This window comes from Streptomyces atratus, from assembly GCF_014648655.1.
GTDB classification, from domain to species: domain Bacteria; phylum Actinomycetota; class Actinomycetes; order Streptomycetales; family Streptomycetaceae; genus Streptomyces; species Streptomyces atratus.
In genome coordinates this window covers 1-22230 of the sequence record NZ_BMRN01000042.1, presented here as the reverse complement: position 1 = coordinate 22230, position 22230 = coordinate 1, and the positions used below count along the sequence as shown (strand labels likewise).

The 22230-nt window shown below is 70.6% G+C and carries 26 protein-coding genes and 2 pseudogenes; 16 read left to right on the top strand and 12 right to left on the bottom strand.

Annotated features, from left to right (window positions below; genetic code table 11):
- Positions 1 to 45 precede the first annotated feature (45 nt).
- From IEZ15_RS35850 to IEZ15_RS35840, 3 genes are all read right to left on the bottom strand, one after another.
- Positions 46 to 420 (bottom strand): hypothetical protein, encoded by a 375-nt coding sequence (locus IEZ15_RS35850; RefSeq protein ID WP_189281071.1) that lies wholly within the window; start codon positions 418 to 420, stop codon positions 46 to 48.
- Positions 413 to 910 (bottom strand): SigE family RNA polymerase sigma factor, encoded by a 498-nt coding sequence (locus tag IEZ15_RS35845; RefSeq protein ID WP_114245132.1) that lies wholly within the window; start codon positions 908 to 910, stop codon positions 413 to 415. The genes IEZ15_RS35850 and IEZ15_RS35845 overlap by 8 nt, the downstream gene beginning before the upstream one ends.
- Before the next feature lie 476 nt (positions 911 to 1386).
- Positions 1387 to 1947 (bottom strand): NAD(P)H-dependent oxidoreductase, encoded by a 561-nt coding sequence (locus tag IEZ15_RS35840; RefSeq protein WP_189281070.1) that lies wholly within the window; start codon positions 1945 to 1947, stop codon positions 1387 to 1389.
- Positions 1948 to 2061: 114 nt separating this feature from the next.
- Here IEZ15_RS35840 and IEZ15_RS35835 point away from each other — a divergent pair, with 114 nt between their 5' ends.
- Complete coding sequence (locus tag IEZ15_RS35835; RefSeq protein ID WP_114245134.1) at positions 2062 to 2706, top strand: TetR/AcrR family transcriptional regulator; 645 nt, start codon at positions 2062 to 2064, stop codon at positions 2704 to 2706.
- Between the two features lie 278 nt (positions 2707 to 2984).
- Here IEZ15_RS35835 and IEZ15_RS45560 read toward each other — a convergent pair.
- The 3 genes and pseudogenes from IEZ15_RS45560 to IEZ15_RS35825 all read right to left on the bottom strand — a co-directional run.
- A pseudogene (locus tag IEZ15_RS45560) lies at positions 2985 to 3083 on the bottom strand (FMN reductase); the annotation flags it as partial.
- A 34-nt stretch (positions 3084 to 3117) separates the two neighbouring features.
- Positions 3118 to 5664 (bottom strand): glycoside hydrolase family 65 protein, encoded by a 2547-nt coding sequence (locus IEZ15_RS35830; protein ID WP_189281069.1) that lies wholly within the window; start codon positions 5662 to 5664, stop codon positions 3118 to 3120.
- Complete coding sequence (locus tag IEZ15_RS35825) at positions 5664 to 6425, bottom strand: HAD family hydrolase (protein WP_189281068.1); 762 nt, start codon at positions 6423 to 6425, stop codon at positions 5664 to 5666. The genes IEZ15_RS35830 and IEZ15_RS35825 overlap by 1 nt, the downstream gene beginning before the upstream one ends.
- A 199-nt stretch (positions 6426 to 6624) precedes the next feature.
- On the opposite strand from IEZ15_RS35825, the gene IEZ15_RS35820 reads away from it, so the two are divergent.
- The 3 genes from IEZ15_RS35820 to IEZ15_RS35810 all read left to right on the top strand — a co-directional run bounded on the left by IEZ15_RS35820 (position 6625) and on the right by IEZ15_RS35810 (position 9235).
- The gene (locus IEZ15_RS35820) at positions 6625 to 7086 is read left to right on the top strand and encodes a cyclic nucleotide-binding domain-containing protein (protein ID WP_189281067.1); all 462 of its coding nucleotides are present in this window, start codon (positions 6625 to 6627) and stop codon (positions 7084 to 7086) included.
- A 169-nt stretch (positions 7087 to 7255) separates the two neighbouring features.
- Positions 7256 to 8257, top strand: coding sequence for an Acg family FMN-binding oxidoreductase (locus IEZ15_RS35815; protein ID WP_189281066.1), 1002 nt, complete (start codon positions 7256 to 7258; stop codon positions 8255 to 8257).
- A gap of 84 nt (positions 8258 to 8341) precedes the next feature.
- Positions 8342 to 9235 (top strand): universal stress protein, encoded by an 894-nt coding sequence (locus IEZ15_RS35810; RefSeq protein ID WP_189281065.1) that lies wholly within the window; start codon positions 8342 to 8344, stop codon positions 9233 to 9235.
- Positions 9236 to 9358: 123 nt separating this feature from the next.
- On the opposite strand, the gene IEZ15_RS35805 is transcribed toward IEZ15_RS35810, so the two are convergent.
- Positions 9359 to 9649: a hypothetical protein gene (locus IEZ15_RS35805; RefSeq protein WP_189281094.1), complete on the bottom strand. Its 291-nt coding sequence runs from the start codon at positions 9647 to 9649 to the stop codon at positions 9359 to 9361.
- A 178-nt stretch (positions 9650 to 9827) separates the two neighbouring features.
- Between IEZ15_RS35805 and IEZ15_RS35800 the strand changes: the two genes are divergently transcribed.
- On the top strand, positions 9828 to 10979 hold the full coding sequence (locus IEZ15_RS35800) for a hypothetical protein (RefSeq protein ID WP_189281064.1): 1152 nt from the start codon (positions 9828 to 9830) through the stop codon (positions 10977 to 10979).
- A 146-nt stretch (positions 10980 to 11125) separates the two neighbouring features.
- Positions 11126 to 11443, top strand: coding sequence for a hypothetical protein (locus tag IEZ15_RS35795; RefSeq protein ID WP_189281063.1), 318 nt, complete (start codon positions 11126 to 11128; stop codon positions 11441 to 11443).
- Here IEZ15_RS35795 and IEZ15_RS35790 read toward each other — a convergent pair.
- The gene (locus IEZ15_RS35790; RefSeq protein WP_189281062.1) at positions 11376 to 11948 is read right to left on the bottom strand and encodes a TIGR03086 family metal-binding protein; all 573 of its coding nucleotides are present in this window, start codon (positions 11946 to 11948) and stop codon (positions 11376 to 11378) included. The two genes, IEZ15_RS35795 and IEZ15_RS35790, sit on opposite strands and share 68 nt — an antisense overlap.
- Positions 11949 to 12036: 88 nt before the next feature.
- Between IEZ15_RS35790 and IEZ15_RS35785 the strand changes: the two genes are divergently transcribed.
- Both IEZ15_RS35785 and IEZ15_RS35780 read left to right on the top strand, forming a co-directional pair.
- Positions 12037 to 12849 (top strand): helix-turn-helix domain-containing protein, encoded by an 813-nt coding sequence (locus IEZ15_RS35785; protein WP_189281061.1) that lies wholly within the window; start codon positions 12037 to 12039, stop codon positions 12847 to 12849.
- Positions 12850 to 12918: 69 nt separating this feature from the next.
- Positions 12919 to 13464 (top strand): GNAT family N-acetyltransferase, encoded by a 546-nt coding sequence (locus IEZ15_RS35780; RefSeq protein WP_189281060.1) that lies wholly within the window; start codon positions 12919 to 12921, stop codon positions 13462 to 13464.
- A gap of 51 nt (positions 13465 to 13515) precedes the next feature.
- Here the strand turns inward: IEZ15_RS35780 and IEZ15_RS35775 are convergent, their stop codons facing one another.
- A complete protein-coding gene (locus IEZ15_RS35775) occupies positions 13516 to 13953 on the bottom strand; it encodes a GNAT family N-acetyltransferase (RefSeq protein ID WP_114249105.1) in 438 nt (145 codons plus the stop codon).
- 137 nt (positions 13954 to 14090) lie between these two features.
- Between IEZ15_RS35775 and IEZ15_RS35770 the strand changes: the two are divergent.
- The 3 genes and pseudogenes from IEZ15_RS35770 to IEZ15_RS35760 form a co-directional block, all read left to right on the top strand.
- Positions 14091 to 14237, top strand: a pseudogene (locus tag IEZ15_RS35770) (metallophosphoesterase); the annotation flags it as partial.
- A gap of 230 nt (positions 14238 to 14467) precedes the next feature.
- A complete protein-coding gene (locus IEZ15_RS35765) occupies positions 14468 to 15310 on the top strand; it encodes an NAD(P)H-binding protein (RefSeq protein WP_189281059.1) in 843 nt (280 codons plus the stop codon).
- 61 nt (positions 15311 to 15371) lie between these two features.
- Positions 15372 to 16166 (top strand): Mut7-C RNAse domain-containing protein, encoded by a 795-nt coding sequence (locus tag IEZ15_RS35760; protein ID WP_189281058.1) that lies wholly within the window; start codon positions 15372 to 15374, stop codon positions 16164 to 16166.
- Here the strand turns inward: IEZ15_RS35760 and IEZ15_RS35755 are convergent.
- Complete coding sequence (locus tag IEZ15_RS35755) at positions 16140 to 16640, bottom strand: MarR family winged helix-turn-helix transcriptional regulator (protein WP_114245147.1); 501 nt, start codon at positions 16638 to 16640, stop codon at positions 16140 to 16142. The genes IEZ15_RS35760 and IEZ15_RS35755 overlap by 27 nt on opposite strands.
- A 41-nt stretch (positions 16641 to 16681) precedes the next feature.
- Positions 16682 to 16798 carry a TetR/AcrR family transcriptional regulator gene (locus IEZ15_RS46890; RefSeq protein ID WP_308427476.1) on the bottom strand — a complete coding sequence of 39 codons (117 nt, stop codon included), beginning with the start codon at positions 16796 to 16798 and terminating at the stop codon, positions 16682 to 16684.
- A gap of 121 nt (positions 16799 to 16919) precedes the next feature.
- On the opposite strand from IEZ15_RS46890, the gene IEZ15_RS45550 reads away from it, so the two are divergent.
- From IEZ15_RS45550 to IEZ15_RS35740, 3 genes are all read left to right on the top strand, one after another.
- On the top strand, positions 16920 to 17306 hold the full coding sequence (locus tag IEZ15_RS45550) for an aromatic-ring hydroxylase C-terminal domain-containing protein (protein ID WP_229846335.1): 387 nt from the start codon (positions 16920 to 16922) through the stop codon (positions 17304 to 17306).
- Between the two features lie 100 nt (positions 17307 to 17406).
- Positions 17407 to 17742: a YnfA family protein gene (locus tag IEZ15_RS35745; protein WP_093898485.1), complete on the top strand. Its 336-nt coding sequence runs from the start codon at positions 17407 to 17409 to the stop codon at positions 17740 to 17742.
- A gap of 54 nt (positions 17743 to 17796) precedes the next feature.
- Positions 17797 to 18555 (top strand): SDR family NAD(P)-dependent oxidoreductase, encoded by a 759-nt coding sequence (locus IEZ15_RS35740; protein WP_189281057.1) that lies wholly within the window; start codon positions 17797 to 17799, stop codon positions 18553 to 18555.
- A gap of 155 nt (positions 18556 to 18710) precedes the next feature.
- Here the strand turns inward: IEZ15_RS35740 and IEZ15_RS35735 are convergent, their stop codons facing one another.
- Positions 18711 to 19904 carry an RtcB family protein gene (locus IEZ15_RS35735; protein ID WP_114245150.1) on the bottom strand — a complete coding sequence of 398 codons (1194 nt, stop codon included), beginning with the start codon at positions 19902 to 19904 and terminating at the stop codon, positions 18711 to 18713.
- Between the two features lie 170 nt (positions 19905 to 20074).
- Between IEZ15_RS35735 and IEZ15_RS35730 the strand changes: the two genes are divergently transcribed.
- Together IEZ15_RS35730 and IEZ15_RS35725 are read left to right on the top strand one after the other, a co-directional pair.
- A complete protein-coding gene (locus tag IEZ15_RS35730; RefSeq protein ID WP_189281056.1) occupies positions 20075 to 20953 on the top strand; it encodes a DUF3558 domain-containing protein in 879 nt (292 codons plus the stop codon).
- A 179-nt stretch (positions 20954 to 21132) separates the two neighbouring features.
- Positions 21133 to 21930, top strand: a complete 798-nt coding sequence (locus IEZ15_RS35725; protein ID WP_189281055.1) for a DUF3558 domain-containing protein — start codon at positions 21133 to 21135, stop codon at positions 21928 to 21930.
- Positions 21931 to 22230 lie beyond the last annotated feature (300 nt).

Here is a 22230-nt window from a genome sequence, read left to right as displayed (position 1 = left end):
CGAACGGCCCCGGGCAGAGTCACCCGGGGCGCGGGAATCGGGAGGTCAGCGGGGCGGGTTGCTCTGGCTCCGGGTGGGGGTGGCCGGTGTCCCCGATGCGCTCCGGCCGGGGGGGGAGCTGCTCGCCGACGGCGGGCTGGTGCGGGGCGAGGAGGGCAGGGAGGACGCAGGAGAGGGCCGGGGGGTGGAAGGAGTGGCCGGGACGGTGGTGCCGGTGCTGTCGGGCAGGAGCGCGGCCACGGCCACGCCCGTGCCGGAGAAGACCAGGCAGACCCCGACGGCCAGCGCAAGGATCCGGCGCCTGCGCACTTGCTCCGCACGCTCGGCGATGAAGGAGAGCGGAGCGGAACGGGCACGGGACTGACCGGTGGCGGCAGCCTCCTTGAACAGGGACCGCAGCGGATCTTGGGGTTCAGACACGGGGCCCCTCCTCGGTACGCGGATCCTGCAGACGATGCGAGAGCGTGGCCCGGCCCCGGGCCAGATGCGTCTTGACGGTGCTGGCCGCCAGACCGGTCTCCGCGGCGATCTGCTCGACAGTCAGATCGCATACGTAGTGCAAGGCCAGCGTGCGGCGCTGTTTGGGCGGCAGATCCCGCAGCACTTCCACCAGGGCCACCGACTCCGGGCCAGGAGCCTCCAGATGGGGCGGGGCACCACTGCGCTGCCAGGCATCCGCCGTACGGCGCCGCCCGCGCCACCGGCTCACCGCCAGTCGCCAGGCGACCGTGCGGACCCACGCTTCGGGCTGCCCGTCACGGTCGAGCTGACGCCGTCGGCTCCAGCCCTTGACGAAAGCTTCCTGCACCACGTCCTGCGCCTCGTGCTGGTCGCCGAGCATCACAAACAACTGCCCCGTCAGCCGGGCAACCGTCTGCGCATAGAACTCTTCGAACTCCTCGACGGTCAACAATCAGCTCCTGGATCTCCTCGTTCTCACCGGGCATACGCCCGGCACCCCACATCCGGACGACACCGAAACCGAAATGATCAGCGTGACGGTCATCACACAGGCCCGCCGGTCCGGGGCATCGGATTGCGGTCCGGTCAGCCCGCTGTCACAAATGATCGCCTGCGGGCATTCCGAGAAGACCCCGGGCCCCACCCCGTTTCCGCAGGTGAGCGTATGCGGCAGTCCCCCGGGACCCGCGCGTTGCGCGACGGGCTTCCGAGGGACTGCCGCCATGAATTCGAGGCCCTGGAAGCCCCCTCCACACCAGGCACACCGAAGGGCCGTCGCAACACCCGCGTGTTGCGACGGCCCTTCGGTGAGCCAGGGAAGTCCGGGACTTCCGCCTCGGCGCCGGTCCGCGCGGCGGTGACGGTGCCGCCCCGACCGGCGCGGCCGGCCTTCTTCGGCGCCTCGACGAGGCGCACGCGAGGAGGTCAGGCAGCCGCGGAAGCGGCCTGCGAGGTCACCTGCTGGATGACCTCGGTGAGCGCGGTGACGACCTCGGCGTCGTCGGCGGGGTGGGTGTCGGCGAAGCGCGTCACGGAGCCCGGGATGGACAGCTTGACGTCCTCCAGGACCACACCGCCCGCGATCCCGGCGGACTTGCGGGCGTCGTCCTGCGCCCATACGCCGCCGTACTGGCCGAAGGCGGTGCCGACCACGGCGACCGGCTTGCCGGAGATGGCGCCGGCACCGTACGGGCGGGACAGCCAGTCGATGGCGTTCTTCAGGACGGCCGGCATGGTGCCGTTGTACTCGGGCGAGAACAGCAGGAACGCGTCGGCCTGGCCCGCCACCTCGCGCAGCCGGGCGGCAGCGGCCGGGACGCTTCCCTCGACGTCGACGTCCTCGTTGTAGAAGGGCACGTCGGCCAGGCCCTCGTACAGCTCGATGTCGGCACCCGCGGGGGCGTGCTTGGCGGCGGCTTCGGCGAGCTGACGGTTGTGCGAGCCGGCGCGGAGGCTGCCGACGAGCGCGAGGATGCGTACAGACATGGAGAACTCCCGGAAGGCGGAATCTGCGGAACAAGCGGACCGTGGTCCGTTGAAAGTTGTATCACTTAAGCGGACTGCGGTCCACTTATGTCCTCCGGGCGATACTCTGAGCCCATGACCGGTCACGTTCCCCCACCGCTCAGGCCGCCCGAGGCGCGGACGACTCTCCCGCTCGCCCCGACCGGTGAGCCGCCGCAGCTACGGGCGGACGCGGCGCGCAATCGCACGCGCCTGCTGGACGCCGCTTCCCGGCTTCTGACCGAGTGCGGAGCGGCGAATCTGACCATGGAATCGGTGGCCGCCGCGGCAGGGGTGGGCAAAGGCACCGTCTTCCGGCGCTTCGGTGACCGAGCCGGACTCCTGCTCGCGCTCCTGGACCATCGCGAGGAGCAGCTCCAGGCCGCCTTCCTCTCGGGTCCGCCGCCCCTGGGCCCCGGCGCCCCCGCGGCAGAGCGTCTGCACGCCTTCGGGCCCGCCGTCCTGCGCCACGAACGCAATCAACACCCCCTGATCCTGGCCAGCCGGACGGACCCGCTGCGCAACTACACCGTCCCGGCCCACCATCTGCGGCTCAGTCACATCACGATGCTGCTGCGTCGGGCGGACGTGGCAGGCGACCCGGAACTGCTCGCACACACCCTGCTCGGATCCATCGACACCGCCCTGGTCCACCACCTCACCGAGGAGCGCGGCATTCCGCTGGAGCGCCTGGAGGAGGGCTGGCACCACCTGGTCACGCGACTCGGGGCGACCCGGTAGTCGACGAGTCGCAGCGAGGGCGTGCGTCGCGGCCGGCGGCGGCCGAACGGGTTCGGGGTCGGCCGTTCACGCCGACTGTCTCCGCCGGGCAGTTCCGGCCCCACCGAAACGGTGAGAAGTCGCTCCGCCAGGTGTTCGACGCCGGGCCGGTGGATGGTCCGTGCACAAGCGCAGCCGGCGAGAGGAGGACGTCAGGGGCCCGGGTGGTCGGTCGTCCGCCCGTTCGAGGGGTGGGGCCAGAACTTCCCGTTCCCCCGGGGCCGACGAGCCCCGTTCAAGGCAGGGTGGGTGCCGGCGAAGCGCGTCACGGAGCCCGGGATGGACAGCTTGACGCCCTCCAGGACCGCACCGCCCGCGATCCCGGCGGACTCGCGGGCGTACCGTTCAGGCCGACGGTCACGGGGCGGGGCATCATGCACCTCCGGTGAGAGACGTTCCGCCTTCTTCCTCCACGCCCCTCCCTGTTCCTCGGCCGGGCGAGGGAGGGCTTCCCCGGGCGGACGAGGCAGGGCTTTCACGGCCGGGCGGGGGAGCACCGTGCCCGACCGGGGGCAGATCGAGCCATCGGGCCGTACCGGGTGTGATCACATGGGTATGGCCTCCGAGGACGACCCGGACGGCCGGGTGGGGCGAGTCCGGTACGGCGATCCGCAGGCGCTGGGCGCGGATGCGCAGGTCCACGTCCCAGTGCCGGCGGAATCTGATGCCTACCCCGAGTTTCGAGAGCTGGGGCAGCGTGGCCGGCGCGAGCCACAGTGCGTCGTCGCGGGTCTCCAGCCCCGTCATCCCGCGCTGTACGAAGTCGAGGGTGCCCGCCATCGCCCCCAGATGGATGCCTTCCTCGGTGGTGCCGCCCTGGATGTCGGTCACGTCCCCGGTCAGCGCCTCCTCGCAGTACTTCCACGCCGTCTCGCGGCGTGTGCGCGCCAGCACCCAGGCATGGACCAGAGAGCTCAGCGTGGAGCCGTGGCTCGTACGGGCGAGGTAGTAGTCGACGGTGGCGCGCCAGGTGTCGTCGTCCAGCACATGCCCGAGCTGCCGGAAGAGGCCGGCGAGTTCCTCCGGCGAGAAGAGGTAGCCGAGCATCAGCACATCGGCCTGTTTGGACGCCTGGTAGCGGTTGACGGTGTCGCCCTCCGCCTCCAGGATCCGGTCCAGTCGCCGAATGTCCCCGTACCGCTTCCGGTACCCCTCCCAGTCGAGCTCAGCCAGCTCCCCGTAACCGGCGAACTGGCTGATGACACCCCGGTGATACGGCACATGCAGCCGGTGGGAGATGTCCTCCCACCGTTCCGGTTCATCGTGATCGAGCCGGATCCGGTCGAGGAGCTGCCGGCGTCGTGTCTCGGACAGGGCGCGGTACAGCTCCGTCGAACGTGACAGGACCCAGGCCGCTGTCACGTTCGTGTACGCGTTGTCGTCGAGGCCTGCCGCCTCGGTTCCCGGATAGGCGTCGTGGTACTCGTCCGGTCCGACGACACCGCGGATGCGGTACCGGGCCAGTGACGCGTCCCATTCGGCGCTGTCCGCCCAGAACCTGGCGATCTGCAGCAGCATTTCCGCGCCCTCGGAGTACAGGTACTCCGTGTCCCCGGTGGCCTGGCAGTACTGCCAGACGTTGTACGCGACGGCCGAGCCGACATGGTGCTGCAGCCGGGAGCGGTCGGGCAGCCAGCGCCCCGAACGCGGGTTGAGATGGAGTTCCTGGGTCTCCTCACGTCCGCTGTCGGCGCTCTGCCAGGGGTACATCGCACCGGCCCTGCCCGCCTCGCTCGCCGCTCGGCAGGCTGCGGCCAGCCGCCTGTGGCGGTAGTCGAGAAGTCCTCGGGAGACTTCCGGGAGATGCAGATTCAGGAACGGCAGTACGAACAGCTCGTCCCAGAAGACATGGCCCCGGTACGCCTCACCGTGCAGTCCTCTCGCCGGTACCCCCACATCGAGTCCGGCGGTGTGCGGGGAGAGCGTCTGCAGTACGTGAAAGAGGTGCAGCCGGAGAATGCGGCCCGCTTCGCCCGGGACCTCCAGCCGGACCTGCTGCCACAGATCGGCCCAGGCCCGCTGGTGCGAGGAGAGCAGATGCGAGAAGCCCGGGGCTCTTCGAACCTCGGCGACGGCTGCCCGCAGGGGGCTGCCGATCGCGCGGTCGCGCGAGGTGTACAGCGCCACCGTCTTGTCGACGACGGCGTCGCAGTCCGGGCCCAGCGGGAGCATCAGCCGTTGGAAGACCGCCTTCGCCGTGTGCCGGGAACTCGGGCCGACCTGCTGTCCCTTCCCTTCACCGCCGCACCCGGCCAGTGTGCGGGCCGCCAGCGCGATCCCGATGTCCGACTCCACCGTGCGGCACCTCAGCGACACCGCACCGTCCTCCTCCGTCGAGGTCACCCAGCCGGTCAAGTGCTGGTTCGACAGATCCCGGTACCGCGCGACGCCGGAGTTGCGGACGTCGCCGTCGATCCCCGCCTCCACCTCGATCGCGCCCGCCCATCCCTCCGCCCGGAACACCGTGTGCAGGGCGGCGAGATGCGGATCGCCCATGTGCACCAGGCGGCACTGCTCCACATGCAGCCGCCGGCCCGCCCCGTCCTCGTAGACGGACCGGCGGGTCAGCGTGCCCCCGCGCAGATCGAGTGACCGGCGGTGTTCCACGAGGTGCTCGTGATCCGGGGAGAGCCACGGTCCCGGGGCGGTACCGGCGGGGTGGATGCGGTAGCGCAGCGGCAGCCAGTTCGGCAGGTTGACCAGGTCCTCGTTCTCCACCCGGCGGCCCCGGACCGAGGAGGCCAGCCGGTTGTAGCAGCCCGCCGCATAGGTGCCGGGGTAGTGCGACCGGCCCTCGGCCGTCTCGGACGCGGCTCCGCGAGTGGCGAAGTATCCGTTGCCGAGCGTGCACAGCGCCTCGCGCAGCCGTTCCTCCTGCGGGTCGTACCCCTCGTACGACCAGGTCCAGGCCCGCGCCATCAGTCGTCCCCGGCCGTCAGCAGGTCCCCCGGGTCGGGCACCACGATGTCGGCACCGTGGCGGCGCAGCTCGGCGGCGCCGGCGGTGGTGCCTGTACGGTCCACGCCGACCACGAGTCCGAAGCCGCCGCGTCGCCCGGCCTCGACCCCGGCCAGCGCGTCCTCCACCACGGCGGTGTCCCGGGCCGGGGTCCGCAGACGCCTCGCCGCTTCGGCGAAGAGCGAGGGGTCCGGTTTCCCGGGCAGCCGCAGCCGACGCGCCTCGTTTCCGTCAACCACGGCGTCGAACCGGTCGATGAGGCCGGCCCGCGCCAGCAGCTCCGTCGCGTGCCGGGACGCGGAGACGGCGGCACAGGGCACCCGCTCACCGCGCAGCACACCGAGGAGACGGACCGTGCCGGGCCAGACGTCGACCGGGTCGCTGCGCAGGCTCTGCGTGAACAGCTCGTCCTTGCGGGCGGCGATCGCCCACACCGTCTCGGTTCCCGGTGCGTCGTCGGGGCTGCCTTCGGGAAGGTCCAGTCCCCTCGATGCCAGGAAGGCCGCCGCACCGTCCTTCCGCGACCGGCCGTCGACGTGGCGCAGATAGTCGTCGTCGGCGTCGAACGGCCGCTGCCCCTCGACGGCCGACAGACAGGCGTCGAACGCCTTCTTCCAGGCTGCGGCGTGTCTCCGGGCGGAGTCGATGATCACTCCGTCGGTGTCGAAGACCACGGCCCGCACGGAGCGCAGGCACGGTGCCAGGGACGGTGCGGCTGCCATGACCGGGGCGGTCCCTTCGTCAGGGGCTCCTCTTCATGGCACCACGGTTCCGGCGCACGGGCGCGTCGTGGACTCCGTACGGCATCGCGGCCGAGCGCCCTTTGGAAACCGCACATATCGTTCACAACAGGCAGTCGCGGCCGGGCACGCGCGGCCGCCGCCGCAGCCCTCCAGGGACCCGCCACGGACGGAGGATTCCATGTCAACGACCAGGAGTCTGCTCGACGCGCTCCCGCCCGACGGCCGGACACGCCTGCTCGACGAGGCGGCCCGCGAAGTGCCTCTGGCCCTCGATGAACGCCTCTTCGAAGAAGGCAGACGGGCCGACCACTTCTGGATCATCCGCTCCGGACAGGTCGAGGTCGACATCCGTGTGCCCGGCCGTCGTGCGGCGGTCATCGAGACGCTGGGCCAGGACGATCTGCTGGGCTGGTCCTGGCTGTTCACCCCGCACGTGTGGCACATGGGCGCGCACGTGATCCGGGCAGGACAGGCCGTGGAATTCGATGCCGCCGCCGTCCGCTCGTTGTGCGAGGCCGATGCGAAGCTGGGCCGGGCGGTGTACAAGTACGTCGCCGAGACGGTGGCGGAGCGCCTGTACGGAACACGGAAAAGGCTGCTGCAGCTGTACGGTCCCCGGGGCGCGTCCCTTGAGGACTGAAACGTTCCGAGGCGTTGGACCTTCCGGGGTGCGGGACCGTCCGGGCGCGGGGCCCTTCGCGGCAGGACCCTCCGCGGCGTGCCCGAGGGACGAAAGGCCCATACCATCCGGCCGGCATCTGTTCCATGCTGAAGAGACCATCGACCGTTCCCGATCTCCGGGAGTTCCGATGCCCAGCCAGACTCTCGACGACGCAACACTGGCCGGCCTCGTCGCCGATGCCACCGCCGCCCCGTCCATGCACAACGCCCAGCCCTGGCAGTTCCGCTACACACGCGCCGGCCGGACCCTCACCCTCGTGGCGGACCTCGACCGCGCGATGCCGGAGGCCGACCCCGCCACCCGTGCACTGCACGTGGGCTGCGGAGCGGCGCTGCTGAACCTGCGGGTGTCCGCCGCCCACCACGGCCTGGACGCGGTCACCGCGCTGCTGCCCGAACCGTCGGACCCTGCCGTACTGGCCGCCGTCCGTCTCGGCGTCCGCCCCGACGCTCCACGGGAACCCGCGGATGAAGCGCTCGCCACTCTCCACCCTGCGATCCGGGACCGGCACACCAGCCGCTATCCGTTCGACGAGCAGGCGATCCCCGAGGACATCCGTGCGCGGTTCGCCGACGCGGCCCGTATCGAGGGCGCGGACTTCGCGTTCCTGGCCCCGCCGCATCTGCAGACCGTGCTCGAACTGATCCGGGACGCCGAGGGATACAACCGCGGGGATCCGGCCCGGGAGGCGGAGCAGGAGCACTGGACCCGGGACACGAAGACCGAGGCGCCCGTCGACGGAATCCCGGACTACGCCTTCGGCCCCCGCGACGCCTCCGAACGAGCGACCACCCGCGATTTCGCGGGAACGGGCGTCCTCCCGGGCCGGGCACACGTCCGGTTCGAGAAGGAACCGCAACTGGCCCTGCTGAGCACCCCGGGTGATCACCCCATGGACTGGCTGAACGCAGGACAGGCGCTGGAGCGCGTACTGCTCACCGCCACGCTCCACCATGTGTCCACCTCGTTCGCGACCCAGCCCATCGAATGGCCCGACCTGCGGTGGCTCCTGCGCGACCCGGTCTTCGGCACGGGGCACGCACAGATGATCGTCCGCCTGGGATACGGGCCCACGGGACCGCACACGCCACGCCGCCCCTTGGACCAGGTGCTGACGATCGAACCGTAGGAACATCCGGGCTCATGCCCGGACGTGCGCCCGAGCAATTCGCCCGAGCCCGAGGTGAACCGAGCACGGAAGGCGGTGGGAGCGATGCAGCTCCCCGTAGTCGTCGGAGTGGACGGGTCAAAGGGCAGCCTCCGCGCCCTGGACTGGGCAGCGGCGGAGGCGGCACGATCGGGGCGCCCGCTGCGTATCGTCCACGCGTCGCTGTGGGAGCGCTACGAAGGCACGCACTCCCCCTCCGACACCGAGCGTCCCACCGAACAGGTCCTCGCGGAGCGTCTCGTCGCCGACGCCCAGGAACGCGCGCAACGGCTCGGCCCCGAGATGCGCGTGGTGACATCCGTGGAGCCCGAGGACCCGGTGGCCACACTTGTCAGGGAGAGCCATGAGGCAGCCCTGGTCGTCCTCGGCTCCCGCGGCCGGGGCCGGATCGCGGGGATGCTCCTGGGGTCCGTCAGCCTCGCGCTCGCGGGCCGGTCCCACTGCCCGGTCGTGGTGGTCCAGGCAACGGCGCCGGGCACCCCGCCGAAGCCCGGCCGCGTCGTCGTCGGGATCGGCAGCGCCGCAGGACCCTCGGCAGCCGCCGCCTTCGCACTCGACCAGGCGGCGTCGCGCCACGGCGAGCTGATCGCCGTACGGGCCTGGCGCTCCCCCGCCCACGAGGCCATGAGCCATCCGCTCCTCGCGGGCTCCCCGGCCTCCGCACACCACCAACAGGCCGAGGAACACCTCGAAGAGGTACTGGCGGCGCTGGACCGGAGCGGTTCCTCCGACGTCACCATCCACAGGTCGGTGGTGCAGGGACCGGCGCACCAGGAACTGATCGAAACCGCCGCAGGTGCCGAACTGCTGGTCGTCGGCGCCCGGCGGACCGGCGGATGGCACGGATTCCATCTGGGCCCGGTGAACCACGCGATGCTGCACTACGCGCCCTGCCCGGTCGCCGTCGTCCCCGATGCGTACCTGGCGTCCCGAGCCTGAGACGTACCGGAGCTGACGCCGGTCGGGAAAGCCCTGCGGTCAGCAGCCGCCGGAGCCGGCAGCGGGGACACCGACGCCGATCGAAGCAGTCGAAGCGACTGCCGCCCGGCCGCACCCGCCGGTTCACGGCCCCGACGGGTCGCCCGTACCCGACTCTCCCGCGCTCGGCGTGGGGTCGGTGTCGGGGACGTACGTCGAAGCCGGCCAGGGCTCGTACGCCGGCACGGTGCTCCACGGCGTGGGTTCGGGGCGCGCGAAGGGGCCCATGCGCTCCTGCATGAGGATCAGCATCACCACGGCGAAGAGCAGGCTGATCAGGATCAGCGCGAGGCCGACGGGGTTGCGCGGGTTGTAGACATAGCGACTCGTCCCCCACTTGCTCCGTATGAAGACTGGCTCATCGTCACGGTCCACGAACCGGATACTACGTCGAACACTTGAGCAGTCGAGGAGATCGGGCACGGCGTGGGTCGGGGCGCGCGAGGACCCCATGGGCGCGAGCGACTGTCGGTTCCCGGCCGTACGGTTCTCCTCGTACCGATGCACTCATGTACGAGTCGATGCACTCATGTACGAGGGGGAGGGCCGACCCATGGCCAACACTGCCGCCGCACGTCTTGTCACCACACTCGCCGCACCGCTGGACCGCAAGCAGGACGCCCCGCACCTCCTGCGGTGGCCCGCGCATCAGAAGGACACGCGGCCCGCATCCGGCGACGAGCAGCCCGCTCCCGGCCGGCGTCTGCTCCTCCAGCGCAGCGACACCGAGTTGGTTGCCCTCGACCCGGACACCGAGGGCGCCCCGGCGATCCGTTTCCCCGCGCCCTGGCCCCGCCGCTTCGGTACCTGCACGGTGGCGCCGAGCGGCGATCTCGCGGTCTTCGCCGGGGTGCACGCGCTGCGCGCGGTGGACCCGACGGGCGCGGTGCGCTGGGAGGTCCGGCACGGCTGCTGGGACGGCAGCTGCCGCACGCTCCACACGTCGTACGAGGAGTACGCGACCGACCATTCGCATCTGTACGCGGACAGCGGCTCGGCCGTGTTCTCGGCGGACGGGACACTGGTGTGGGCCCACATCCGCGGCCCCGTCGCGGCGGCCGGACCCGACCCGGAGGCGCTGGACGAGTGGCTGGTCATCGACGCCGCCGACGGGCGGGTGCTCGGCCGGGCGGACGCGGAGACCGTCGCGGCGGGCTCGGATCATGTCCCGCACCCGGACCCCTCCCGGATGGGGCTGAGCGTCGGCGAGGGCCAGGACGGGGTGCCGATGCTGTGGGGCCGGTGGGACGGCGAGAAGCTCTCCATCGAGCGGTTCTGCAACGACGAGCGGATCCTGATGGCGGTGAGCCCGTCGGGCGAGCGCTTCCTGACGGTGACTCATTACGAGGAGACGCTCGGCGTGCACCGGGTCGACGACGGTTCCGTGCTGTGGGAACTCGACACCGAGAACGCCGTTCCCCGCCACCCGGGGGCCGATCCCGACGACCAGGACGCCAACGAGACGATCTGGGACTACGAGTGCGGCTTCCTCGACGAGGAGACCGTCGTCGCCGGTACGTCGGAGAGCGACGCGGAGTACGGCGAGCAGCGCCACTGGCTGGTGAGCACGGACGCGGCGCAGATGCGCGTGACCGCGCAGATCACGTACCCCTTCCCGATATCCGGCATGGTCACGGCCCTCGGCGACGGCACCTGGTACACGGTGTCGGAGGCGGGCGACGCCGTGCATGTGTGGAGCCGGTAGGCCGGGTCGGGGCATCGGCCCGAGGCCCCCGTCCCCGATCACCCGCATTCGGCCATTCATTGGCCGAAGAATGATCTTCAGCTGACCTGTCGATCCTGCCGATGCAGACGACATCCACGTTGTTCCACGCCGCGAGGAGGCCTGTCATGGACGACACCGCGCTGGCCCTGTCCATCCCCGTGCTGGTCTTCGCCGGCGGTATCTACGCGGCGTGCGAGAGCTGGTGGAGGCGTCGGCACCCCGCGCCGCCGTCCCCGTACACGCATCAGGCGGCGCGGCTGGCCGAGCGCGCGATGCTGGTGGACGCCGAGGACATCGTCGACGGCGCCTACACGCGGCTGGGCGGCCTCTACGACAGCCCGGGTTCGCCGGACACGCACCCACCGGCCCCCGGCGTCACGCGCGGGGAGGCCGCCAGCCCGGATCCCGGCCGGTCAGCGCCAGCACCTGCTCGAAGGGGCTAGCCCCGTCCGGTACGGGACGGGGCTCGCCGAACACCTTCGCCTCCCGGGCCATCGGCGCCATCGCGGCCAGTCCGGGACCGATCTCGCTCAGCACGGACTCGTCCGGAACGAACTCCTGGCCGGTGGCACGGGCCAGGTCCCAGGCATGAACGGTCAGATCGCCCAGCACCATGTTCCCGACGGTCCTGGCCGGGAGCCCCATGGACCCCGCGGTCCCCTCGTCGGCGCCGGGTACGGCCCAGGCCGCCACCAGCTTGGCCGTCTCCTCGCCGAAACGGGCCCGCCAGTCCCCCGTGACGGCGTCCGGCGCCTCGCCGAAGTCGGCCTGCTCCCTGGCCGCCAGGGCCTGGAAGTTGACGACCACTTGGAAGAGATGGCCGACCAGGGCCCGTACGTCGTACTCCGCGCACGGCGTGGGGTCTCCCAGGCTGTTGTCGTCGATCCCGTGCATCACGGGGACGGCCCGCCCGGCGGCCGCTTCCAGCAACTCGCTGATCTTCTTCATGCTTCGACCCTGCATGCCGGAGCTGACCGCCACTTGAAGAAACGCGACACTGCCCCAACGGAGTTCCGCGCGTCATAGGATCGCCGCCATGGCAGGTCCTCGACGCGACACCCGGGGCATCGTCGACGCCCCCGAACTCTTCGCGCAGGTACGTTTCCGCCGCCGCGAGCCCGCCCCCGTACTGCGGCCGTACCTGGAGCACTACTGGCTCATCGACTGGGATCTGCCGAAGCCGTACGCCTCCCATCTGGTGCCGCACCCGTCCGTGAATCTGGTCTTCCAGCGGTACGGGACCGGTGAGGACCCCGGCGCCGGGTTCGCAGAGGTCTCGGGCATCGGTCTGGAGCTCTTCACGCAGAAGCTGGAGGGCCGGGGGCGGGTCTGCGGGGTGCAGTTCCGGCCCGGTGGCTTCCGCCCGTTCGCACCGGACCGGCCGGTGTCTCAGTGGACGGGGCGGCGGCTCCCCGCAGACGAGGTGTTCGCCCCGCCCGCCCCGCCGTCGGCCGTGCTGGACCCGGCGGACGAGGACGCACGGGTGGCGGCGCTCGACGCGTATCTGCTGGCGCTCGGCCCGGAACCGGACCCGCAGGCCGAACGTGCGATGGCCCTGGTCGACCTGGTCCGTACTGATCGCACGGTGCGCCGCGTCGACGAGCTCGCCCGCATCGAAGGGCTGTCGTCGCGCTCGCTCCAGCGGCTCTTCGCCGCGTACGTCGGCGCCGGCCCCAAGTGGGTCATCCTCCGCTACCGCATCCACGAGGCGCTGGAGCGGGCCGAGTCGGACCCGGAGGTGGACTGGGCGGCACTCGCCGCGGAGCTCGGATACAGCGACCAGGCCCACCTGATCAGAGACTTCACGGCCACGGTCGGTGTCCCGCCGACGGCGTTCGCCCCACGCTGATGGCCAAAGGGCCCCCTCTGATTGCCCAAGCCCCATCCGGCTGTCAGTGCCGCGTCCTACAGTTTTGGCATGGAACGCACCGCTTCATCATCCGTACGGATCGAGCCCTGGTCGGAAGCAGACCTGGAGCTGCTCCGCCGTGCCAACGCACCGGAGCTGATGGACCATCTGGGCGGCCCCGAGACGGAGGAGCAGCTCATAGCGCGTCACGAGCGCTACGTGGCGATGAGCGCGGACCGGACGGGCGGAGGCAGGATGTTCCGCATCACCCTGGCCGACGGGGGCGAGGCCGTGGGCACGATCGGTTTCTGGGAGCGGAGCTGGCAGGGCCGGGAGGTGTACGAGACGGGGTGGGCCGTCCTCCCCGGATACCAGGGCCTGGGCATCGCGACGGTCGCCACGACGGCCGTCGCCGAACAGGCCCGCGCCGAGCACAAGCACCGCTATCTGCACGCCTATCCGTCCGTCGGCAACGGTGCGTCGAACGCGGTGTGCCGCAAGGCGGGCTTCACCCTGATCGGCACGTGCGACTTCGAGTACCCGCCCGGCAATGTGCTGCTGACGAACGACTGGCGGTTGGACCTCACCCCGGACGCCCCGGACACGGGACGCTGAACCTCGGCCCACGCTCAGGCCCGCGCCGGGCCCGGGCTCGGGCCCTTGAGCTCAGTCCAGATCAAGGACCTTGTCGAAGTTGAACGCGACGATGCTCAGCCGCTCCCGCAGATAGAAGCGGTGGGCGTCGGTGCGCTGCGTGCCCGAGTCCAGGTTGAGGTGCAGACAGCCGGCCTCCCTGGCCCGCCCTTCGAGATGCCCGAGGAGCCGGCGGCCGACCCCGGTGGAACGGGCACCTTCGGCGGTGACCAGGTCGTCCACGTACAGCATCCGGATCTGACTGGTGTTGTCGACGATGCGCCAGCCGGCCGCGCCCACGCAGGCACCCTCGTCGTCGTAGGCGGCACTGAACCGCAGCCCCTGTGCGTGCCCCTTCTCGTACACCTCCCGGAAGAGGTCCTCGGTGAGGTGCGGGCGGAGTTCGCGCAGGACGGGAAGCAGGTCGGCGGCCAGTCGGGCATCGCCGGGTTCGAGGTCAAGGATCTTCATGCGGGAACTGTAGGCGCCGGGGCCGCCCGGGCCCATCCGCTTCCTCCCGGTTCTTGCGCGGACGCCCGACCCATCCATCTAATGGACAGCCGCACATAAACCATTAGATCAACTTCATCGACCGACGGGGCGAAGCGATGCTGCCGGCGCACATCAGCGATCTGCATCTCGACGGCACCGACCGGGCCACGGACAGGGCCACCCGAGTGGTGGCGTACCTCAACTCCCTGGCCCGGCAGCCGGATGCGGTCCTGGTCACCGGAGACATCGCGGACCACGGCGCCCCCGAGGGTCGCCTTCCACGTCCTGGACGAGGACGACAGGGGCGCGGGCGGGCGCATCACCACGCACTGCCGCGTCGTGCCGTAGCCGCCACGCCCCGCCCCGCCCCGCCCTCCGGAGCCCTGCCCCCGGGCCCGCCCGAAACCGTTTGACGGGCGGGTCCTCCTTGAGGATATTTATCTGCGTCACGCAGCTTATGTGTATCGCAGATAAAAACGCACAGGAGACACCCATGCTCACTCTCGTCACCGGATGCCGAGGCCGTATCGGCTCCACGCTCGTCTCGCTCCTGCACCGGGACGGTCACGCCGTACGTGCCGCCTCGCGCAACCCCGGGACGCTCACCGCCCTGCCCGCCGACGTACCGATCGTGGCCTGCGATCTCGGCGATCCCACCACCTTCGCGACCGCTCTCGACGGGGTCGGCTCCGTCTTCCTCTACGCCGAGGCGTCCTGCATCGACGCCTTCCTCACCGCGGCCGAGACCGCCGGGGTCGACCACATCGTGCTGCTGTCCTCCAGCTCGGTCCTCGGCCCAGACGCCCACAGCAACCCGATCGCCGCCTCCCACCACGCGGTGGAACAGGCCCTGAGCGCCTCGCCCCTCACCACGACGTTGCTCCGCCCCGGCGCCTTCGCGAGCAACGCGTTCCAGTGGGCGGAGTCGGTACGAACCCACGGCTCCGTCGGCCTTCCCCACCCCCGCAGCCACGCCAGCCCGATCCATGGGACGGACATCGCCGAGGCCGCCCTCGCCGTTCTCACCGACCCTCGGCTGCAGGGCGCGGCGTACCACCTGACCGGCCCCGAATCGCTCACCGCCGCCGAACAGGTCGGCCTGCTGGCGGCGGCAGCCGGGCGCCCCATCACCGTCGACACCGTGACCGAGGAGGCCTGGAAGAAATCCATGGCCTCTTTCGTTCCCGAGCCGATCGCCGACGCGCTGCTCGCCTACTCGGCCGCCACGGACGGCTCACCGGCCGAGGTGACCGGCGACACGGAGAAGCTGACCGGCCACCCGGCCCGCACCTTCGCCACCTGGGCCGAGGAGCACGCGGCCGCCTTCCGCCCCTGAGCCCAGCACCCGGTGCCGAAACCCCTGGCTGACGCACCCCGCGCGATGACATCCTGACGAGGTGAACGGACCGGAGATCCACCTCGAAGTCGACCCCGAACTGCGGCTCTTCGTCGCCCATGAACGCCGCAGGGGACGCACTGCCGTGACCACCGACGGCTCCTCCACCCTCGGTCATGTCGTGGAGTCGCTCGGCATCCCGCTCACCGAGGCCGGACAGCTCCTGGTCGACGGCCGCCCCGTACCCGTCTCGCACATCCCGGGGGCGGGCGAGCTGGTCGAGGTACGCGCCGTGGAACGCCCCCAGCGCATCCCGGGCGCACCCCTGCGGTTCCTGCTCGACGTCCACCTCGGCACGCTCGCCCGGCGGCTTCGGCTGCTGGGTGTCGATGCGGCGTACGAGAGCGAGGACATCGGTGATGCCGCGCTGGCCACCCGGTCGGCGGACGAACGCCGCGTACTGCTCTCCCGGGACCGCGGGCTTCTGCACCGGCGGGAGATCTGGGCCGGGGCGTACGTCTACAGCGACCGGCCGGAGGACCAACTGCGGGACGTGCTGGAGCGGTTCACGCCGCATCTGGCCCCCTGGACCAGATGCACCGCCTGCAACGGCCCGCTGAAGGCGGCCGACAAGGACTCCGTCAGCGACCATCTGGAGCACGGCACCCGGCGCTCGTACGACGTCTTCGCGCAGTGCACGAAGTGCGACCGCGTCTACTGGCGGGGCGCCCACCACTCCCGCCTGGACGCAATCGTCACGAAGGCGCTCGACAACTTCGCGACCGCTCCCCCGGACGACACCGAGGAGAACGACCACGACCGGGCGCCGTCAAGCCCGTCCGGGGCCGGAGACTGACGGGACGCCCTCCCGCAACGCCGTGACCTGCAGTGCACTCAGCTCGACCGTCCGCCGCATATGGGCAATGAGCAGAGCCACTTCGTCGTCGTCGTACGCCTCGAACATCGCCGCCCATGCCCCGTTCAGCCGCTCCCACACCTCACCGATCTCCGCCATCCGCTCCGGGACGGTCGTGACGAGCACCCGCCGCCGGTCGGCCGTGTCACGCTCGCGCGTCACATAGCCGCCCCGCTCCAGCCGGTCGACCAGCCGGGTCGCCGACCCCGTGGTGAGCCCGGTCAGCTCCGCGATGCGACCCGTGGTGACCGGCACCGTCTCCAGGCTGAGCAGATTGAGGCACTGCAGATCGGTCGGGTGGAGCCGCAAATGGTCCGCGACGGCCTGGTTGAAGAGGGCGTACGCGGCCATGTAGCGGCGCGACTCGACGGTCAGCTCGGCCATCAGCGCACTGCGGCGGGACTTCTGCGGCATGCAGAGAGTGTACGAAGCAGACAACAGCCCTCGCGGCTGCGTTACGGCCGCTCGGCGGTCAGATGGCGCTGAACGGTGGTCGCGAGCCAGGCGATCACCTCCTCGCGCGCCATCGCAGCAGCGGGCGCGATCCGCAGGACATGGCGCGCGAGCGCCATGTCCTGCGGATCTGCGAGGCGACGAGGGCCGCACGACGCGGGGCGTCGGCCGGGTCGGGGCAGACGCCGGCCGCTATCGGACCGAGCTGCTCGCTCCAGCGGCGCCCTCGTCCGCCTCGCCATGGCCCGCACCCCGCTCCAGCGGACGGTCCGGGCACTCGCCGCCGGAGCGCTGTCCACGATCCGGCCCGCCTCCGACAAGGCCATCGGCCTGATCTCCGGTATCTCGATCGCCTACGCGGCACCGCGCGGCGCCCACCCCCTCACCGCAAAGCGCGCCCCCGACCTGAGCCTGCAGGAGGGCCGCCTCCACCGACTTCTGCGCGACGGCACGTTCGTCCTCGTCACCCCGGACGACGCCGCCACCCCGGCATCACCGGCCCCGCTGCTGCACACCCACTGGAGGGGCGATCGCACCACCACCCTGCTCGTCCGCCCCGACGGCTACATCGCCCGGGCGAGCGACCACGCGGACCCGGCGGCCCTGCAGGCCGCACTCACCCCATGAGCACACACCCAGGGCCCGAGCCCGTAATGCACCGAATCGTCCATATTCACCCACTGGATCGGCGTGCCCTCCTTCTCACCGTCCATGGCACGCTGCTTCCATGGTCGTCGCCCGCTCTGTCGCTCTGTTCGTCATCGCCGCACTCTTCGAGATCGGCGGCGCCTGGCTCGTCTGGCAGGGCTTGCGTGAGCACCGGGGCTGGATCTGGATCGGCGCGGGCGTCATCGCGCTGGGTGCCTATGGTTTCGTCGCCACACTCCAGCCGGACGGCGAGTTCGGCCGCATCCTCGCCGCGTACGGCGGTGTCTTCGTCGCGGGCTCGATCGCCTGGGGCATGGTCGCCGACGGCTATCGCCCCGACCGCTGGGACGTGATCGGCGCGCTGATCTGTCTGGCCGGCATGGCCGTGATCATGTACGCCCCGCGCAACCACTGACCGAGCGCCTGCCTATCCTGGCCCCGTACCGATCAGCTGCCCGAGGAGTCCGCCATGGCCGCCGTCCCGATCGCCGTCATCACCGGAGCGAGCAGCGGCATCGGCGCCGCGACCGCCCGACAGCTGGCCGCCGCCGGCTACCGCGTAGTCCTGACCGCCCGTCGCAAGGACCGCATCGAGGCGCTCGCCGCCGAGATCAACGAGGCGGGCCACCAGGCGACGGCCTACACCCTGGATGTCACCGACCGCCATGCGGTGGACGAGTTCGCCACGGCGTTCCGCACCCTCGCCGTCCTCGTCAACAACGCCGGCGGCGCACTCGGCGCCGACCCCGTCGCCACCGGCGACCCCGCCGACTGGCGCCAGATGTACGAGACGAACGTCATCGGCACGCTCAACGTCACCCAGGCCCTGCTCCCCGCCCTCACCGAGAGCGGGGACGGCACGGTCGTGATCCTCTCCTCCACCGCAGGCCTCGCCACCTACGAGGGCGGCGGCGGCTACGTGGCTGCCAAGCACGGCGAACACGTCCTGGCCGAGACCCTCCGCCTGGAGATCGTCGGCACCCCGGTCCGCGTCATCGAGGTCGCCCCCGGCATGGTCAAGACGGAGGAGTTCGCCACGACCCGCTTCCGCGGTGACACCGAGAAGGCGGCAAAGGTGTACGCGGGCGTCGAGGCCCCCCTCACCGCCGACGACGTGGCCGACACCATCACCTGGGCCGTCACCCGCCCCAGCCACGTCAACATCGACCTCCTGGTGGTCCGCCCCCGCGCCCAGGCCTCCAACGCCAAGGTCCACCGCACCACCTGACCCGCACCACCTGACCCGCACCGCCTGAGCCCGGCGAAGACCCGCAAGAGCCCAAAACCCAGAAGGAGCTCCGGACACACCACCCGCGTCCGGAGCTCCTCCGTTCAGAGGTCCTTCCGCCCGAAGGCCCTCCGTTCAGTCGTGCGCAAAAGGCCTCAACCCTTCACACACACAACCTGCTTGAGCTTGGCGACGACCTCCACCAGATCCCGCTGCTGCTCGATGACCTGCTCGATCGGCTTGTACGCGGCCGGAATCTCATCCACGACGCCGGAGTCCTTACGGCACTCCACGCCCCGCGTCTGATCCTCCAGGTCCCGCGTCGAGAAGCGCCGCTTCGCGGCGTTCCGGCTCATCTTCCGGCCGGCGCCGTGCGAGGCCGAGTTGAAGGACTTCTCGTTCCCGAGGCCCTTCACGATGTACGAGCCGGTGCCCATCGAGCCCGGGATGATCCCGAAGTCCCCGGAACCCGCACGGATCGCCCCCTTCCGCGTGACCAGCAGGTCCATGCCCTCGTACCGCTCCTCCGCCACATAGTTGTGGTGGCAGGAGATGACCGGATCGAAGGTGACCTTGGCCTTCTTGAACTCCTTGCGGACCACGTTCTGGAAGAGCGCCATCATGATGGCGCGGTTGTGCTTCGCGTACTCCTGCGCCCAGAACAGGTCGTTCCGGTACGCCGCCATCTGCGGGGTGTCGGCGATGAATACGGCCAGGTCGCGGTCGATCAGGTCCTGGTTGTGCGGCAGCTTCTGCGCCTGCCCGATATGGAAGTCGGCCAGTTCCTTGCCGATGTTCCGCGATCCGGAGTGCAGCATCAGCCAGACCGAACCCGACTCGTCGAGGCAGAACTCGATGAAGTGGTTGCCCGAACCGAGCGTTCCCATCTGCTTCGTCGCACGTTCCTGACGGAACTTGACCGCATCGGCAACCCCGTCGAACCGCCCCCAGAAGTCGTCCCAGCCCGGCGCCCGGAAGCCGTACAGCCGGTCCGGCTCCACGGCCTCGTCATGCATGCCGCGGCCCACCGGAATCGCCTGCTCGATCTTCGACCGCAGCCGGGACAGGTCGCCCGGCAGGTCATTGGCCGTCAGGGACGTCTTCACCGCGGACATTCCGCAGCCGATGTCCACACCGACCGCCGCCGGACAGACCGCACCGTGCATCGCGATCACCGAACCGACCGTCGCCCCCTTGCCGAAGTGGACGTCCGGCATGACGGCGAGACCCTTGATCCAGGGCAGGGTGGCCACGTTGCGCAGCTGCTGCATCGCGACGTCCTCGACCGAGGCCGGATCGGCCCACATGCGGATGGGAACCTTCGCGCCCGGCATCTCTACATACGACATAGTTCCTCGATTCCCCCGAAAAGTCTGAAAACGCAAAACCGGTGCCAAGGTCGGCAAATGAGTCGGTCGACCGGCATTCACAGCGGCGCGTGCGATACACATTGTGTCCACCGGTCGCCGTCGAGCGGCAACCGTTTTTCGCACGAAGGGAGCCCAGGACCGTGCGACGAATGGCGTACGTACCCGGCACCGCGCTACTGGCAGCGCTTGTCGTCGGCTGCAGTGCCAGCACCGGAACGGGTGGCTCCGCCCCCGACAGCAAGCCCGGCGAGGCAACCGTCGCCGCCGCGGCCCCCGGCAAGTACCGCACCCTCCCCGACCCTTGCCGCGCCGTTGCACCGTCCACGCTGAAGGACCTGCTCCCGGGCGCCGCCGAACTCCCCGAGGACCAGCAGAAGAAGGTGTACGAGGGCACGGCCACCGTCACCTACGACACCGACCGCAGGGTCGGCTGCCGCTGGAAGTCCGAGGCCCCCGACTCCTCGCGCACCCTCTTCATCGACTTCGAGCGTGTCGTGTCCTACGACCCGTCGGTGAGCGACGACGACCGCGCCCGCGAGGTGTACGCCAAGAAGGAGAACGCCGCCGGTCTGTCCTCGTCCTCCGCCGCACCCAGCAGCACGAAGGACACGGAGAAACAGGCACCCCCCTCCTCGGACTCCGCGTCGGACTCCGCCTCGCACGCCCTGTCCCGCCCGGCCTCCGAAGACGGGAACGCGGACGAGCCCACAGGCGGGAGCCCCGACGAGAACGGCAGCGAGGGCAGCGACAGCGGCACGGACGGCAGCGCAGGCAGCGCCGACGAGAGCCTTCTGCCACGCACCCTCGACAACCTCGGAGACGGTGCATTTCTGGACGATTTGCCCAGTCGGGCAGGTTCCACCGCACAGAACCGCACGGTGAGCGTGGTATTCCGCACATCGAACGTCATCGTGACCGTCGAGTACACCGAGCAGCCGACCGTCTCCACCGTGCTCCCCGACAGCAAGGAACTGCAGGACATGGCCCAGTCGCTGGCCAGGCAGCTGGTCGACAAGTTCAGCGAATGACCCCGCCCGGGGCACCCCGGACCGGTGTCGGTCACGCCCGCCGAGCGCCCGGCCGAGGCGGCATCCGGCCGCCGTCCGTCGTACCGTGGCCCTCCGGAACACCCGCCGACCGCCGACGTCCGACCGCCCGCGCCGACCACCTGGCAGCCCGCCCGCCGCGCCACCCGAGTGAAGGAACCATGCACCGTTCAGCCCCGCGACTCTCCCGCATACTCGCCTGCGCCGCCGTTCCGGTGATGCTCGTCGTCGCCGGCTGCTCGTCGGACTCCGGCGACAAGAAGGACTCGGATTCGTCCTCGGCGTCCGCCGCGCCGAGCGCGAAGAAGTCGGAAGCGAGCGTCGAGCCGGCGAAGTTCGCCGCGCTGCCCGACCCGTGCAAGTCGATCAGCACGAAGACGGTCACCGCCCTGGTCCCCAAGGCGAAGTCCAAGGGCGGCACGCCCGCCACCTCCAGCGACACCGCGTACCGCTCGGGCTGCTCCTGGAACGGCCTCGACGACAACGGCGTGAAGGGCTCCCAGTACCGCTGGCTCGACGTCGGCTTCACCCGCTTCGACTCGGACCAGGCCCTGGGCAGCGGCGCCAAGCGCGCACAGCAGGACTACGCGAAGCAGGTCGCCAAGGCCAAGGCGACCGAGGGTGCGAAGAAGGTCGCCGAGGCGCCCGTCTCCGGCATCGGCGAGCAGGCCACCAAGATCACGCATGACCTCACCAAGACGAGTGAGGACTTCAAGTACGCAACAGTCGTGGCCCGTACGGGGAACGTCGTCGTCACCCTCACCTACAACGGCGCGGGTTACGCGGGCGCGAAGACTCCGTCCGCCGACGACATCCTGAAGGGTGCCGAGAAGGCGGCCAAGGAGGCAGTGGCCTCGGTCGCCGCCGCCGACACGAAGCCGGACGCGCCGAGCAAGTCGGCCGAGCCGAGCGGGTCGGCCAAGCCCGGCGAGAAGGCCACGGAAAAGAAGACGAGCTAGCCGACGCGGCAGGACCTGTTCCAACGCCCCTGCCCAGAAGCAGTTTCACGAAGCCCGGTCCTCCTGCGAGTACCGGGCTTCGCCCCTCCCCGCGCAACACGCCGCTCCCTCATGTGCCAGGCTGTGCCCGCCAGAAGTCGGAACAGGACGTCGGAGCAGAGCTTCGGCGCAGGACGTCGGACAAGGGAAACGGGGAGGGGAACGCGGGTGGCCGCGATGCAGCTGACACGCACCCACCGAATACTCATCGGGCTCGTGGTCGCCGGTGCGGTGCTCATCGCCGCGATCGGTTTCGCTGGT